Raw genomic sequence first — 14,596 nt, 5'->3', positions numbered from 1 at the left:
CGCCTCGAGCACTCAGAACTTGATGCTGCCGATCATCCCCGCGATGTTCGTGGTGAGTTCGCTGATCGTGGGGGCGACCGTGGAAGAGGCGAGGTAGAAGCCCAGCAGCATGCACACGATCGCGTGGCCGGCCTTCAGGCCGGACTTCCTGATCAGCAGGAAGACGATGATCGCCAGCAGCACCACCGCCGAAATCGAGAGTGCCACGGCGGCTCACCTCCAAAGATCCCAGGACGCGGGGTGTCGGGGGGTCGGGGGTCAGGGTCTCGGTCGGACGGACGGTCGAGCGGTTGGACACGGACGGGCCGGACAGGCCGGACGCACCGGGAAAGCAGATAAATCCACACAACGGGCAGCACTTACATACCCACTATGCGCTAGTGATCATAACTATCCGCACGCGCGCACCGGCCCGCGCACAGCCGCACAAGGGGGCGCATGGCCAATATGGTCGGGGCATGACGACCGAGCCTGTCTCCTTCCCCCGACGGCACGCGCGCACCCAGCGTTTCACGCTCGGCGCGCCGCGCGCGTTCACCGTGGCTCCCGACGCCTCCCGCGTCGTGTTCCTGCGCTCCGACTCCGGTACGGACCGGGCGAATTCGCTGTGGGTCCTCGACCTGGGCGACCGCGGGGAGCGCGTGGCCGCGGACCCACGCGCCCTCCTGGGCGGCGCCGGCGAACATCTCTCACCCGAGGAGCGGGCGCGCCGTGAGCGCAGCCGCGAGGGCGGTGCGGGGATCGTCGGCTACGCCACCGACACAGCCGTCGAGTTGGCGTCTTTCGCCTTGTCAGGGCGGCTTTTCACGGCCGAGCTCAGGGCCGGTACCGCCCGCGAACTGCCCGTCCCCGGACCGGTGATCGACCCGCGCCCCTCCCCGGACGGGCGGCACGTCGCCTACGTCGCGGGCGGCGCGCTGCGCGTGGTGAGCGCCGAGGGCGAGGACGACCGGCCGCTCGCCGAGCCGGAGTCGGAGTCCGTGACGTACGGGCTCGCCGAGTTCGTCGCGGCCGAGGAGATGGACCGCTCGCGGGGCTTCTGGTGGGCGCCGGAGTCGGACCGGCTGCTGGTGGCGCGGGTGGACGACACGCCGGTGCGACGCTGGTGGATCTCCGACCCCGCACAGCCGGACCGCGAGCCCGCTCACGTCCGCTACCCGGCCGCCGGCACCGCGAACGCGGACGTACGGCTCTTCGTGATCGGCCTGGACGGGACGCGCACGGAGGTCGTCTGGGACCGGGACCGCTACCCGTATCTGGCGCGTGTGCACTGGTCAGAGGCGGGTGCGCCGCTGCTCCTGGTGCAGGCGCGGGACCAGCGCAGCCAGTTGTACCTGGCCGTGGACCCGGCCTCGGGGTCGACCCGGATGGTGCACGCCGACGAAGATCCAACTTGGCTTGATCTTTTCCCCGGGGTGCCCTGCTGGAGCCCCTCCGGGCAGCTCGTGCGGATCGCGGACGAGGGCGGCGCGCGGGTGCTGGCGGTGGGCGAACGACCGCTCACCGGGCCGCAGTTGCACATCCGTGCGGTCCTCGACGTCTCGGCCGGCGACGTGCTGGTCTCCGCCTCGGCCGGCGAGGAGGCGGCCGAGGCGGAGACCGGCGAGGTGCACGTCTACCGCGTCAACGAGCTGGGCGTGGAGCGCCTGACCGAGGAAGCGGGCGTGCACTCGGCTGTGCGCTCCGGGGGTGTGACCGTCCTCGTCTCCGCCGTGCTCGACCGGCCGGGCGCCCGGGTGCGGGTGTTCCGGAACGGCGAGCAGACGGCGCTCATCGCGTCCCGTGCCGAGGATCCCGGTATGTCCCCGCGCGTGACCCTCACCCAGGGGGGCGCACGCCGCATCCCGTGCGCCGTGCTTATGCCTACGGACTACCCCGGTGACACCTCCACGTCGGCGTCCGCCCCCACTCCCCTGCCCGTCCTCCTCGACCCCTACGGCGGCCCGCACGGCCCCCGCGTGGTCGCCGCGCACAACGCGTACCTCACTTCCCAGTGGTTCGCCGACCAGGGCTTCGCGGTGGTCGTCGCCGACGGCCGCGGCACCCCCGGCCGCTCCCCCGCCTGGGAGAAGGCCGTCCACCACGACTTCGCGCTCACCCTCGACGACCAGATCGAGGCCCTGCACGACCTCGCCAAGACCCACCCGCTCGACCTGAACAGGGTGGCGATCCGCGGCTGGTCCTACGGCGGGTATCTCGCCGCTCTGGCCGTGCTGCGCCGCCCGGACGTCTTCCACGCGGGCGTCGCGGGCGCCCCGGTCACCGACTGGCGCCTCTACGACACCCACTACACCGAGCGGTACCTGGGCGACCCGGCCACCGAGGCGGAGACGTACGCCAGGAACTCCCTCGTCACCGACGAGGGACTGTCCGGGGCCGCCGAGCCGCACCGCCCGCTGATGATCGTGCACGGCCTCGCCGACGACAACGTGGTGGTCGCGCACGCCCTGCGGCTGTCCTCCGCCCTGCTCGCCGCCGGCCGCCCGCACGAGGTCCTCCCCCTGTCCGGGGTCACCCACATGACTCCGCAGGAACAGGTCGCCGAGAACCTGCTGCTGCTCCAGGTGGACTTCCTCAAGCGCTCGCTGGGCATGGCCTAGCCACACGGCGACGGGCCCTGCGCCACGGCAACGGGCCGGTCCCGCCCTGACTCCACAGACAGGGTGGGGCCGGCCCGTTCACGGCACCCGCACGGCCGTACGCTGTCCACCATCGGGTGTCCGTATATCGGTGCTGCTTCCGCGAAGTTGCCTGTGCGTTAACGGTCTTGGGGCACCTACAGCGGCTTCAGCGGCTCCGTGCTCGCGAAGAGGCAGGCCGAGTCGTGGGCGGCCGGGCCGGTGGTGCGCAGGAACTGCTCGGGGACCGCCAGCGCCGGCACCTCCAGGGCGCAGCGCTCGCGCGCCTTGAAGCAGCGGGTGCGGAACCGGCAGCCGGAGGGGATGGCGGCCGGGGACGGCACGTCACCGGTGAGGATGATCCGCCGTCGGTGCTCGCGCGCCTCCGGGTCGGGCACGGGCACGGCGGACAGCAGCGCCTGGGTGTAGGGGTGGGTGGCGTGGTCGTAGATCTGCTCGTCCGTGCCCGTCTCCATGATCCGGCCCAGGTACATGACCCCCACCCGGTCGGAGATGTGCCGGACGATCGACAGGTCGTGCGCGATGAAGACGTAGCTCAGGTCGAAGTCGCGCTGGAGGCGCTCCAGCAGGTTGATCACCTGGGCCTGGACCGACACGTCGAGCGCCGACACCGGCTCGTCCGCGACGATGATCTCCGGGCGCAGGGCCAGCCCGCGGGCGATGCCGATGCGCTGGCGCTGGCCGCCGGAGAACTGGTGCGGGTAGCGGTTGATGTACTCCGGGTTCAGGCCGACGACGTCCAGCAGCTCCTGCACCTTGCGGCGCCGGTCGCCCTTCGGAGCCACCTCCGGGTGGATCTCGTAGGGCTCCCCGATGATGTCGCCCACCGTCATACGGGGGTTGAGCGAGGTGTACGGGTCCTGGAAGACCATCTGGATGTTGCGCCGGACCGCCTTGAGCGCGCGGCCGGACAGCTTGGTGATGTCCTCGCCCCGGTAGCGGATCTCGCCCGCCGTGGGCCGCTCCAGGTTGCACAGCAGCCTGGCGACCGTCGACTTGCCGCAGCCGGACTCGCCCACGATGCCCAGCGTCTCGCCCCGGGCGAGGGTGAAGTCGACGCCGTCGACGGCCTTGACCGACCCGACCTGCTTCCTGAACAGGACGCCCCGGGTGAGCGGGTAGTGCTTGACCAGCCCGCTGACCTCGAGGATCGGTTCGGCCGACGGCTCAGCCATCAAGGCACTCCCTCCAGAAGTGGCAGGCGGACCCGCGCTGTTCGTCGACCTCGTACAGCGGTGGCACGTCGGTGCGGCACACGTCCCGGGCCATCGGGCAGCGCGGGTGGAAGGCACAGCCGGAGGGGATGCGCAGGAGGCTGGGCGGCAGGCCCTTGATGGCGTAGAGCTCCCGGCCCTTCATGTCCAGGCGCGGGATGGAGTCCAGCAGGCCGCGGGTGTAGGGGTGGGCGGGCGCCTTGTAGAGGTCGTGGACGGGGGCCGACTCGACGATCCGGCCGGCGTACATCACCGCGATCCGGTCGGCGACGTCGGCGACCACGCCGAGGTCGTGAGTGATGAGGATCAGGCCCATGCGGTACTCGCGCCGGAGTTCGGCGAGCAGGTCCATCACCTGGGCCTGGACGGTCACGTCGAGGGCCGTGGTCGGCTCGTCGGCGATGACCAGCGCCGGTTCCAGGGCCAGCGCCATGGCGATCATGATGCGCTGGCGCATACCGCCGGAGAACTGGTGCGGGTAGTCGCGCACGCGCTGGGCGGCGGCCGGGATGCGGACCCGGTCCATCAGCTCCACCGCCTTCGCCCGCGCGTCCTTGCGCGACAGGCCGCGGTGCACGGTGAACATCTCGCCGAGCTGGTCGCCCACGGTCAGCACCGGGTTCAGGGCGGACAGCGCGTCCTGGAAGATCATCGCCATGGCGGCGCCCCGGATCCGCCGCCGCTCGTCCTCCTTGAGGGGCAGCAGGTCCCTTCCCTGGAAGAGGATCTCGCCGCCGGTGATCCTGCCGGGCGGCATGTCGAGGATGCCCATGACCGCCTGGGCGGTGACGGACTTCCCGGAGCCGGACTCCCCGAGCACGGCGAGCGTCTCGCCCGCGTCCACGGCGTAGGTGACCCCGTTGACGGCGTGGGCGATCCCGTCCCGGGTGCGGAACTCGATCCGCAGGTCACGGACCTCGAGCAGCATGCCGCCGTCACCTCAGCTTCGGGTCCAGGGCGTCGCGCACCGCGTCGCCGAGCATGATGAAGGCCAGCACCGTGATCGCCAGGGCTCCGGCGGGCCACAGCAGCGCGTGCGGGGCGTTGCGGACGTAGGGGGAGGCGGCGGAGATGTCGATGCCCCAGGACACGCTGGGCGGTTTCAGCCCGACCCCCAGGTAGGACAGGGTGGCCTCCAGTGCGATGTAGGTGCCGAGCGCGATGGTGGCGACGACGATCACCGGGGCGACGGCGTTGGGCGCGATGTGGCGCAGCAGGATGCGGGTGTCGGAGGCGCCCAGGGCGCGGGCGGCCTGCACGTAGTCGTGCTGTTTGGCGGTGATGACCGCGCCGCGTGCGATGCGGGAGATCTGCGGCCAGCCCAGCAGCACGATGAACCCGACGACCGGCCAGACGGTGTTGCTGGTCACCACGGACAGCAGCACCAGGCCGCCGAGGACGACCGGGATGGCGAAGAAGATGTCGGTGACCCGGGACAGCACGGCGTCCCAGACGCCGCCGAAGTACCCGGCGAGGGCGCCCAGGACGGAGCCCAGGACGGCCACTCCGGCGGTCGCGCAGACGCCGACGGTGACGGAGGCGCGGGCGCCGTGGACGGTGCGGGTGTAGACGTCGCAGCCCTGGCCGTCGTAGCCGAAGGGGTGGCCGGGGCCCGGGCCGTCCTGGGCCCGGGCCAGGTCGCACCGCAGCGGGTTGCCGGGGGCGATCAGGGACGGCCAGACGGCGATCAGGACCAGGAAGCAGATCACCAGCGCGGAGAGCAGGAAGACGGGGTTGCGGCGCAGGTCGCGCCAGGCGTCGGACCACAGGGAGCGGGGTCGGTCCTGCGGGCCCGGTGCGCCCGTGCCGGCGGAGCCGGCCGGGCCGTCCGGGCCGTGGGACGCCGGTTCCAGGGTGGTCGCCTCGCTCGCCGCGAGGTCCATGCCGCCGCCCATGCCGGTGCCCGCGACGGCGCCCTCGGGCTCGTTCGGCTGCGGCTGTGGCCGAGGCGGCGGCTCAGGCATAGCGGATCCTCGGGTCGAGTACGGCGTACAGCAGGTCCACGAGCAGGTTGGCGACCAGGAACACCAGGACCAGGACGGTGACGAAGCCGACCACGGTCTGGGTGTTCTGGCGGAGGATGCCCTGGTAGAGCTGGTAGCCGACGCCGTGGATGTTGAAGATGCGCTCGGTGACGATGGCGCCGCCCATCAGCGCCCCGATGTCGGTGCCGATGAACGTGACCACGGGGATGAGCGAGTTGCGCAGCAGGTGCCGGACGACCACCCGGCGGCGGGGCAGGCCCTTGGCGACGGCCGTGCGGACGTAGTCGGCGCGCCGGTTCTCGGCGATGGAGGTGCGGGTCAGACGGGTGACGTAGGCGAGGGAGACGGAGGCGAGGACCAGGCCCGGCACGATCAGCTCGTCAAGGGTGGCCTCCGGCGGGACGGACGGTCTGATCAAGTCCCACTTGACGCCGAGCAGCAGCTGGAGCAGCAGCCCGGTGACGAAGGTGGGGACGGAGATGACGACGAGGGTGCCCAGCAGGACGGCGGTGTCCACGGGCCGGCCGCGGCGCAGCCCGGTCACCACCCCCAAGGTGATGCCGATGACGACCTCGAAGACGATGGCGACGATGGTCAGCCGGACGGTGACGGGCAACGCCGTGGCCATCAGCTCCGTGACCGGCTGGCCGTTGAACGCCGTGCCGAAGTCGCCGGTGAAGACGTTGCCCATGTAGGTCGCGTACTGCTGCCACAGGGGCTTGTCGAGGCCGAACTCCCGCTTGAGCTGGGCGGCGGTCGCCGTGTCGCAGGCGCGCTCGCCGCACAGGCCGGCGATGGGGTCGCCCATCACGTTGACCATGAGGAAGATCAGCAGGGTGGCGCCGAAGAACACCGGGATCATCTGCAGCAGCCGCCGCGCGACGTAGCGTCCCATGGCGGTTCAGCCGACCCTGATCTCGTCGTAGACGGGGACGCTGAAGGGGTTGAGGGCCACGTCGTGCAGCCGGTCGGTGTAGCCCGCGCTGCCGTTCTGGTACCACAGCGGGATGGCGGCCATGTTGTCGCGGACGACGCCCTCGGCCTGCTGGAAGAGCCGGATCGCCGCCGCCTTGTCGGTCTCGGCGTTGGCCCGGTCGACGAGCCGGTCGAAGTCCTTGTTCGACCACTTGCCGTCGTTGGACGAGGCGTTCGTGTAGTAGAGCGGCTGGAGGAAGTTCTGGATCAGCGGGTAGTCCATCTGCCAGCCGGCCCGGAACGGCCCCGTCATCCTGTGCCGCGAGATCTGGTTGCGGAAGTCGGCGAAGGTGCCGACCGGGTTGCCGACGCAGGCGTGGTCGTTGCCGAGGGCGTTGTTGATGGAGTTGCACACGGCGTCCACCCACTGCTTGTGCGAGCCCGTGTCCGCGTTGTAGGTGATCCGCACCTGGCCCCCGGGCAGTCCGCCGCCCTCCTTGACCAGCTTCCTGGCCTCGGCGGGGTGGTACTCGCAGGCCCGGCCGCACAGCCCCGCCTTGTAGCCGCCGTCGGTGCCGAGGACCGGGGAGGTCCAGTCGGTGGCCGGGGTGCGGGTGCCGCGGAAGAGGGTCCGGGTGATCTGCGCGCGGTTGATGGCCATCGACAGCCCGGTGCGCACCCTGCGCGCGCCGTCGGTGTTCCACGCCTTGTCGTAGAACGGGAACGCCAGGGTCTGGAGGATGCCGGCAGGGGTGTTGATGTAGCGGCCGTCCAGGTCGGAGTGGACGTTCTTGAGCTGGCCGGCGGGGATGTCGTCGACCAGGTCGAGGTTGCCGGCCAGCACGTCGGTGTAGGCGGTGTTGCTGTCGGTGTAGACCAGCAGGGTCACGCCGTCGTTGCGCGCCTTGTCGGGGCCCGGGTAGCCGTCCCACTTCTTCAGGTACATCTGGGCGCCCTTGGTGTACGACTGGATGGTGTACGGGCCGTTGCCGACGGGCTTGTCCAGCCAGGCCTTGTGGTGGGTGAAGAAGGTGCGGGGCAGCGGGGCGAAGGCGGCGTAGCCGAGGGTGTCGGGGAAGGAGGAGAACTTCTGGTCGAGCCGGACGGTGAAGGTCCGCGGTCCGGTGACCCTCAGTCCGGAGAGGGTGTCGGCGGTCTGCCTGCCGCTGTCGGGGTGGACCTTGTCGTAGCCCTCGATGTAGCCGAAGAAGTACGCGTTCTTCTGGTTGTTCTTCAGGCTCGCGCCGTAGTTCCAGGCGTCGACGAAGGACTTCGCGGTCACCGGTTCGCCGTTGCTGAACTTCCAGCCGGCCTTGACGGTGATGGTGTAGTTCTGCGAGTCGGGGCTGTCGATCCGCTCGGCGAGCATGTTCTCGGCCTTGCCGGTCCTCGGGTTGTACCGCTTCAGCCCGCGGAAGACCATGTCGAGCACCTTGCCGCCCTGCACCTCGTTGGTGTTGGCGGGCTCCAGCGGGTTCTGCGGGTCCCCCCAGGACGAGCTGAGCACACTGCCCCCGGCGACACCTGCGCCGCTCCCGCAGGCGGCCAGCGGCAGCAAGGCCGCCACCGCGCCCAGGGCCCACGTCACGCGCGTGCGTGCACGCATGGGCGCCTCCTGGGGTGCGGTGTGCGATCGGGCGGGCCGCGGGGCTGACGGACCCGAGGCCATATCAGCGCATCAACCGCACATCGCACACCCGCCACACCGGCGGCGGCCCGACTCCAGCCGGACGGCTCACCGTCCGGCGCCCCTGGCTCGCGACCCGGCGTCCCCCGACTCGCGTTGCACACGAAAAACGCCGGTTCCCGGCACCCCTGTGCCGGGGTGCCGGGAACCGGCGCACGTGCCGTGAGGGACTACGCGGCGTGCACGACGTCCTTCTCCTCGGCGAAGTGGCATGCCGACTCGTGGGCCGCCGGGGAGTCCGAGCCCTTGAAGCGCTCGGGGATGGCAAGCAGCGGTACCTCCTGGGCGCACTTGTCCTGCGCCTTCCAGCAGCGGGTGCGGAAGCGGCAGCCCGAGGGCGGGTTGGCCGGGGAGGGCACGTCGCCGGTGAGGATGATCCGCTCGCGGTGCTCACGGGCGTCCGGGTCCGGCACCGGGACCGCCGACAGCAGCGCCTGGGTGTAGGGGTGCGTCGGGTGGTCGTAGATCTGCTCGTCCGTGCCGATCTCGGCCATCCTGCCCAGGTACATCACACCGACGCGGTCGGAGATGTGCCGGACGATGGACAGGTCGTGCGCGATGAAGATGTAGGAGAGGTTGAACTCGTCCTGCAGTCCCTCCATCAGGTTGATGACCTGCGCCTGGACCGACACATCCAGCGCGGAGACCGGCTCGTCGCAGATGATGACCTCGGGGTTGAGCGCGAGGCCGCGGGCGATGCCGATGCGCTGGCGCTGGCCGCCGGAGAACTGGTGCGGGTAGCGGTTGATGTACTCCGGGTTCAGGCCGACGACGTCCAGCAGCTCCTGCACCTTGCGGCGCCGGTCGCCCTTCGGAGCCACCTCCGGGTGGATGTCGAAGGGCTCCCCGATGATGTCGCCCACCGTCATACGGGGGTTCAGCGAGGTGTACGGGTCCTGGAACACCATCTGGATGTTCCGGCGGACCGCCTTGAGCGCGCGCCCGGACAGCTTGCTGATGTCCTGGCCCTTGTAGAAGATCTCGCCCGCGGTCGCGCGCTCCAGGTTCATCAGGAGCTTGGCCACCGTCGACTTGCCGCAGCCGGACTCGCCCACGATGCCCAGGGTCTCGCCCTGATACAGGTCGAAGGAGACGCCGTCGACGGCCTTGACCGCGCCGATCTGCCGCTTGAACAGGATGCCCTGGGTGAGCGGGAAGTGCTTCTTCAGGTCACGCACCTGAAGGATCGGCTCACCGTGCCCGGCGCGCGCCTCGATCGCGGCGACCGACTTCGCCTCGGAGTGGGCGTCGACGACGCCCACCTCGGAGACGTTCGGCGTGGCGTCCTGCCGCTCGTCGTTCTTGCTGAGCTCAGCCATGGATCGTCTCCTTCCAGAAGTGGCACGCCGAGGCGCGGCCCGGCAGCTCGCCGCCGTCGCGCTCGGTGACCGGCAGCAGGTCCGGGATCTGCGTACGGCAGATGTCCTGGGCCTTGGGGCAGCGCGGGTTGAAGGCGCAGCCGGTCGGAACGCGCAGCAGGTTGGGCGGCAGGCCCTTGATCGCGTACAGCTCCTGGCCCTTGAGGTCCAAGCGCGGAATCGAGTCCAGCAGACCTCGCGTGTACGGGTGGGCCGGGCGCTTGTACAGCTCGTGGACCGGTGCCTGCTCCACGATGCGGCCCGCGTACATCACCGCGATCTTGTCGGCGACGTCGGCGACCACGCCGAGGTCGTGGGTGATGAGGATCAGGCCCATGTTGTACTCGCGCTGCAGCTCCGCGAGCAGGTCCATCACCTGGGCCTGCACCGTCACGTCGAGGGCCGTGGTCGGCTCGTCGGCGATGATCAGGTCCGGCTCCAGGGCCAGCGCCATGGCGATCATGATGCGCTGGCGCATACCGCCCGAGAACTGGTGCGGGTAGTCGTTGACGCGCGCCGCGGCCGCCGGGATCTTCACCCGGTCCATCAGCTCGATCGCCTTGGCCTTGGCGTCCTTCTTGGACAGGCCCTGGTGGACGCGGAACATCTCGCCCAGCTGGTAGCCGACGCTCAGCACCGGGTTCAGCGAGCTGAGCGCGTCCTGGAAGATCATGGCGATGCGCCGGCCGCGGATCTTGCGGCGGTCCTCGGCGGACATGGTCAGCATGTCCTGTCCGCGGAAGCGGATCTCCCCCTGGGGGATCTTCGCCGGCGGCATGTCGAGGATGCCCATGATGGCCTGCGCGGTGACGGACTTGCCGGAGCCGGACTCGCCGAGCACCGCGAGCGTCTCGCCCGCGTTCACGCTGTAGTTGACGCCGTTGACGGCCTTGACCACGCCGTCACGGGTGTGGAACTCCACGTGCAGGTCCCGCACGTCGAGCAGTGGGCCGCCGTCCGCCCCGGCGTCGCGGGGCGACGGCGCGGGCACGACTTCTTCGATGGTGGTCACGTACGCCTCCCTCAGCGCGTCTTCGGGTCGAGGGCGTTGCGGACGGCCTCACCGAGCATGATGAACGCCAGCACCGTGATGCTGAGCAGGATCGACGGGTAGAGCATGATCCACTTCGCTACCCGGATGGAGTTGCCTCCGTCGGAGATGTCATTGCCCCACGACACGCCGTTCAGGCCGAGGCCCAGGAAGGACAGCGTGGCCTCGGCGCCGATGTAGACACCGAGCGAGATGGTGGCGACGACGATCACCGGCGCCACCGCGTTGGGCAGCACATGGCGCATGAGGATGCGCCCGGTTCCCGCGCCGAGCGCCCTGGCGGCCTGCACGTAGTCCGTCGACTTCACGGTGATGACCGCGCCGCGCATCACACGGGCCGTCTGCGTCCAGCCGAGGAAGGCCAGGGCGGCGATGACGACCGGGATGGAGCGGTCGGTGAAGGAGTTCAGCATCACCATGGTGCCGAGCAGGAAGGGGATGCCGAAGAACATGTCCGTCACCCGGGACAGGACGGCGTCGAGCCAGCCGCCGAAGTAACCGGCGATCATGCCGATCAGACCGCCGACGACGGTCACCACGAGGGTGGTTCCGGCGCCGACCAGCAGCGAGGCGCGGGTGCCGTAGATGGCGCGGGCGTACACACTGCGGCCCTGGGCGTCGTAGCCCAGCCAGTCGGCCGAGAGGACATGGCCGTAGCTCGGGTGCTGCAGGTAGTGGTTGGCCAGATCCTTGTTGTTCGGGTCGGCGCCCGTGAACAGGCTGGGCCAGAACGCCATCACCAGCAGCAGCAGGATCAGCACCGCGGAGACGACGAACACCCAGTTGGTGCGCAGGTCCTGCCAGGCATCGCCCCACAGGCTGCGGGTCTTCTCCGGCTTGGGCTCTGGCAGTTCGGCGCCCGCGGCGGCGGACGCGGCGGCCGTTGCGGCCTCGTCGGCGGAAGTGGTCAGCTCAGGCATAACGGATCCTCGGGTCCAGGACCGCGTAGAGCAGGTCGACGATCAGGCTGGCGAAGAGGTACACGAGGACGAGGATGGTGACCAGCCCGACCAGCGTGGTGCCCTCCCGACGCACGATCGACTGGTAGATCGTTCCGCCGACGCCGTGGATGTTGAAGATGCCCTCGGTCACGATCGCGCCGCCCATCAGGGCGCCGAGGTCGGTGCCGAGGAAGGTGACGACGGGGATGAGGGAGTTGCGCAGCAGGTGCACTCCGACCACCCGGCGGCGGGGCAGGCCCTTGGCGATGGCCGTGCGCATGAAGTCCGCCCGCATGTTCTCCGCCACCGAGGTACGGGTCAGCCGGGCCACATAGGCCAGTGAGGCGCTGGCCAGCACGATGGCCGGCAACAGCAGCTGGCTGAAGTCGGTGTCGTCGCTCACCGAGGGTTCCAGCAGGTTCAGCTGGAAGGCGAACACCGTCTGCAGGATGTAGCCCAGCACGAAGACCGGCACCGAGATCAGCAGCAGCGTCACGAAGAGGATGACGGTGTCGGCCGCCTTGCCGGCGCGCATGCCAGATACGACACCGAGAACGATGCCGAGCACGGCCTCGATGGCGAACGCGAAGCCGGCGAGGCGGAGCGTCACCGGGAAGGCCTCGCCCAGGATGTCGGTGACCGGGCGGCCACTGGCGATCTGCGTCCCGAAGTCGAGATGCAGGATCATGTTCTTCATGTAGTCGAGGTACTGGACCAGGACGGGCTTGTCGAGGCCGTACTGGTGCCGCAGCGACTGCAGCACCGCCGGGCTGGTGCCCTTGTCCCCGAAGAGCCCGCGCACGGGGTCGCCGGGCAGGGCGTAGACCATCAGGAAGATGAGCAGGGTCGTCCCGATGAAGACCGGGATCATCTGGAGCAGTCGTCGTGCGACATAGCGCCCCATGGTGCCTCCATGTCAGTCACAGCGGCAGGCCCTTTTCGCCGGGTACGAGCGGCTTCCGGACGGATTCCGTGCGTACGCGGTGAAAAGGGCCCCCCGGCCGATCGGCCGACGCCGTGCCGCACCTGGTGGTGAAGGTGCGGCACGGCACACGCTGTTCGTCGTCAGCGGTTACTTCTTGACCTGAACGCCGGTCAGGATCGGGTCGCCGTCCTGGGCGTACTTGACGCCGGTGACCTTCTCCGAGTAGCCCGCGTTGACCTTGTAGTACCAGAGCGGAATGCTCGGCATGTAGTTCGGCAGTTCCTTCTCGATCTGCTGGTACAGCTTCTCCGACTCGTCCAGCGTCTTGGCGGCGTCCGCCTTGGCGATCAGGTCGTCGATCTCCTTGCTGGAGAAGCCGCCCTGGTTGCCGTCGGACTTGGTGCCGTACAGGTCGCGGATGAAGTTGGAGATGAACGGGTAGTCGAGCACCCAGCCGGAGCGGTACAGCGACTTGACCTGCTTGTTGTCACGGGCGTTGAGGTCCGACTGGAAGTCGGGCTTGGAGTCGCCGGTGCACGCCACGCCGGTGGCCTTGGTGATGGAGCCGCAGACGGCCTCCACCCACTCCTTGTGACCGCCGTCCGCGTTGTACTGGATGGAGATCTTGTTGCCCGGGACGCCGCCGCCCGCCTTGATGAGCTCCTTGGCCTTGGCCGGGTCGTACTTGGTGACGTCGCCGGCGGCGTTCGGCGTGTAGCCGAGGACTCCCTTGGCGACCCAGCCGGTGGCGGGCTCACGGGTGCCCTGGAGCACGGTCTTGGTGATGGTGTCGCGGTCGATCGCCATCGACAGGCCCTGCAGGACCTTGGGGTCGATGTCCTTCCACTGCTTGGAGTAGAAGGCCACGGCGATGGTCTGGATCGCCGAGTACGACTGGTCGACGGCGCGGTCGCCGAGGTCCTGCTTGTAGACCGGCAGGTCACGCGGAGCGACCTGGCGCATCACGTCGAGGTTGCCGGACTTCAGGTCCTGGTAGGCGGTCTCGAGCTTGGAGTAGTTCTTGAAGGTCACCCCGCCGTTCTTGGCGGCGTTCGGGCCCTTGTAGCCGTCGAACTTGGCGACCTGGATCTCCTTGTTGTGCTCCCAGCTGACGAACTTGTACGGACCGTTGCCGATCGGGTGCTCACCGGCGGCCTTCGGGTCCTTGTAGAAGGACTCGGGCAGCGGGTCGAAGACCTCGTAGCCGAGCTTGTAGACGAAGTACGGCATCGGCTTGGAGAGCGTGATGGTGAAGGTGTTGTCGTCGACGACCTTCAGGCCGGACATCTTGTCGGCCTTCGGCTTGCCCTTGGCCGGGGCGACGTCGTCGTAGCCCTGGATGTCGGAGAACCAGAAGCTGTTGGTCTGCTTGTTGGCCGGGTTGGCGGCCCAGTTCCAGGCCTTGACGTAGGACGTCGCGGTCACCGGGGTGCCGTCGTGGAACGTCCAGCCCGGCTTCAGCTTCACCGTGAAGGTCTTGTTGTCGCTGGTGTCGATCGACTGCGCGTTGACGTTGACGATCTTGCCGCTGCTGTCGTAGTCGACAAGCCCGGAGAACAGCGACTTGATGACGATGCTGCCGTTGGACTCCATGGTGTTCGCCGGCTGCAGCGGGTTCTGGGGCTCGCCCACCTCGACCGAGAACTTGCCGTTCGGGTCGACCGCACCCTTGCTGCCGCTGCCCTTGTCACCGCCGCCGCCGCCACAGGCCGTCGCACCCAGCGCCACAACCGCGGCTATCGCAACCCACTTGGCGCTCTTGGCACCACGCATGGGGCTCCTCCTCATGAGTCCATTGGTTCACCGCATGGAGGGGCACTCGACGCATCACCGTTACCGGTGCCTGAAATGGTCAGGTGCCCCCTGCTCGTGAGTCGGCGC

12 protein-coding genes are annotated in these 14,596 nt (G+C 69.4%); 1 reads left to right on the top strand and 11 read right to left on the bottom strand.

Going from position 1 to position 14,596, the window contains the following annotated elements; all coding sequences use genetic code 11:
- Positions 1-12 precede the first annotated feature (12 nt).
- On the bottom strand, positions 13-207 hold the full coding sequence (locus tag R2S09_RS08560; RefSeq protein ID WP_306189482.1) for a hypothetical protein: 195 nt from the start codon (positions 205-207) through the stop codon (positions 13-15).
- Positions 208-458: 251 nt separating this feature from the next.
- Here R2S09_RS08560 and R2S09_RS08555 point away from each other — a divergent pair, with 251 nt between their 5' ends.
- A complete protein-coding gene (locus tag R2S09_RS08555; protein WP_316740315.1) occupies positions 459-2,600 on the top strand; it encodes a prolyl oligopeptidase family serine peptidase in 2,142 nt (713 codons plus the stop codon).
- A 176-nt stretch (positions 2,601-2,776) separates the two neighbouring features.
- On the opposite strand, the gene R2S09_RS08550 is transcribed toward R2S09_RS08555, so the two are convergent.
- From R2S09_RS08550 to R2S09_RS08505, 10 genes are all read right to left on the bottom strand, one after another.
- Complete coding sequence (locus R2S09_RS08550; protein WP_306189484.1) at positions 2,777-3,814, bottom strand: ABC transporter ATP-binding protein; 1,038 nt, start codon at positions 3,812-3,814, stop codon at positions 2,777-2,779.
- On the bottom strand, positions 3,807-4,781 hold the full coding sequence (locus R2S09_RS08545; protein ID WP_316740314.1) for an ABC transporter ATP-binding protein: 975 nt from the start codon (positions 4,779-4,781) through the stop codon (positions 3,807-3,809). Before R2S09_RS08545 ends, R2S09_RS08550 begins: the two co-directional genes overlap by 8 nt.
- A 7-nt stretch (positions 4,782-4,788) precedes the next feature.
- Positions 4,789-5,817, bottom strand: a complete 1,029-nt coding sequence (locus tag R2S09_RS08540) for an ABC transporter permease (protein ID WP_306189486.1) — start codon at positions 5,815-5,817, stop codon at positions 4,789-4,791.
- Positions 5,810-6,733 (bottom strand): ABC transporter permease, encoded by a 924-nt coding sequence (locus R2S09_RS08535; RefSeq protein ID WP_306189487.1) that lies wholly within the window; start codon positions 6,731-6,733, stop codon positions 5,810-5,812. The genes R2S09_RS08540 and R2S09_RS08535 overlap by 8 nt, the downstream gene beginning before the upstream one ends.
- Before the next feature lie 6 nt (positions 6,734-6,739).
- Positions 6,740-8,359 carry an ABC transporter substrate-binding protein gene (locus R2S09_RS08530; RefSeq protein WP_316740313.1) on the bottom strand — a complete coding sequence of 540 codons (1,620 nt, stop codon included), beginning with the start codon at positions 8,357-8,359 and terminating at the stop codon, positions 6,740-6,742.
- Positions 8,360-8,610: 251 nt separating this feature from the next.
- Complete coding sequence (locus tag R2S09_RS08525) at positions 8,611-9,759, bottom strand: dipeptide ABC transporter ATP-binding protein (RefSeq protein ID WP_316740312.1); 1,149 nt, start codon at positions 9,757-9,759, stop codon at positions 8,611-8,613.
- The gene (locus R2S09_RS08520) at positions 9,752-10,810 is read right to left on the bottom strand and encodes an ABC transporter ATP-binding protein (RefSeq protein WP_306189490.1); all 1,059 of its coding nucleotides are present in this window, start codon (positions 10,808-10,810) and stop codon (positions 9,752-9,754) included. The genes R2S09_RS08525 and R2S09_RS08520 overlap by 8 nt, the downstream gene beginning before the upstream one ends.
- Before the next feature lie 11 nt (positions 10,811-10,821).
- Positions 10,822-11,769: an ABC transporter permease gene (locus R2S09_RS08515; RefSeq protein ID WP_306189491.1), complete on the bottom strand. Its 948-nt coding sequence runs from the start codon at positions 11,767-11,769 to the stop codon at positions 10,822-10,824.
- A complete protein-coding gene (locus tag R2S09_RS08510; protein WP_306189492.1) occupies positions 11,762-12,694 on the bottom strand; it encodes an ABC transporter permease in 933 nt (310 codons plus the stop codon). The genes R2S09_RS08515 and R2S09_RS08510 overlap by 8 nt, the downstream gene beginning before the upstream one ends.
- Positions 12,695-12,862: 168 nt before the next feature.
- Positions 12,863-14,488 carry an ABC transporter substrate-binding protein gene (locus tag R2S09_RS08505; RefSeq protein WP_316740311.1) on the bottom strand — a complete coding sequence of 542 codons (1,626 nt, stop codon included), beginning with the start codon at positions 14,486-14,488 and terminating at the stop codon, positions 12,863-12,865.
- Positions 14,489-14,596: the final 108 nt, after the last annotated feature.

It is taken from the genome of Streptomyces sp. MK7, from assembly GCF_032658145.1.
Taxonomy (GTDB): Bacteria; Actinomycetota; Actinomycetes; order Streptomycetales; family Streptomycetaceae; genus Streptomyces; species Streptomyces spiralis.
The sequence above is the reverse complement of the archived record's forward strand: the minus strand, read 5'-3'. Positions and strand labels throughout refer to the sequence as shown.

Bases quoted from the DNA above. Each gene is read 5' to 3' on its own strand.
- R2S09_RS08555 (WP_316740315.1), top strand. From the start codon at position 459: ATGACGACCGAGCCTGTCTCCTTCCCCCGACGGCACGCGCGCACCCAG.
- R2S09_RS08550 (WP_306189484.1), bottom strand. From the start codon at position 3,814: ATGGCTGAGCCGTCGGCCGAACCGATCCTCGAGGTCAGCGGGCTGGTC.
- R2S09_RS08545 (WP_316740314.1), bottom strand. From the start codon at position 4,781: ATGCTGCTCGAGGTCCGTGACCTGCGGATCGAGTTCCGCACCCGGGAC.
- R2S09_RS08540 (WP_306189486.1), bottom strand. From the start codon at position 5,817: ATGCCTGAGCCGCCGCCTCGGCCACAGCCGCAGCCGAACGAGCCCGAG.
- R2S09_RS08535 (WP_306189487.1), bottom strand. From the start codon at position 6,733: ATGGGACGCTACGTCGCGCGGCGGCTGCTGCAGATGATCCCGGTGTTC.
- R2S09_RS08530 (WP_316740313.1), bottom strand. From the start codon at position 8,359: ATGCGTGCACGCACGCGCGTGACGTGGGCCCTGGGCGCGGTGGCGGCC.
- R2S09_RS08525 (WP_316740312.1), bottom strand. From the start codon at position 9,759: ATGGCTGAGCTCAGCAAGAACGACGAGCGGCAGGACGCCACGCCGAAC.
- R2S09_RS08515 (WP_306189491.1), bottom strand. From the start codon at position 11,769: ATGCCTGAGCTGACCACTTCCGCCGACGAGGCCGCAACGGCCGCCGCG.
- R2S09_RS08510 (WP_306189492.1), bottom strand. From the start codon at position 12,694: ATGGGGCGCTATGTCGCACGACGACTGCTCCAGATGATCCCGGTCTTC.
- R2S09_RS08505 (WP_316740311.1), bottom strand. From the start codon at position 14,488: ATGCGTGGTGCCAAGAGCGCCAAGTGGGTTGCGATAGCCGCGGTTGTG.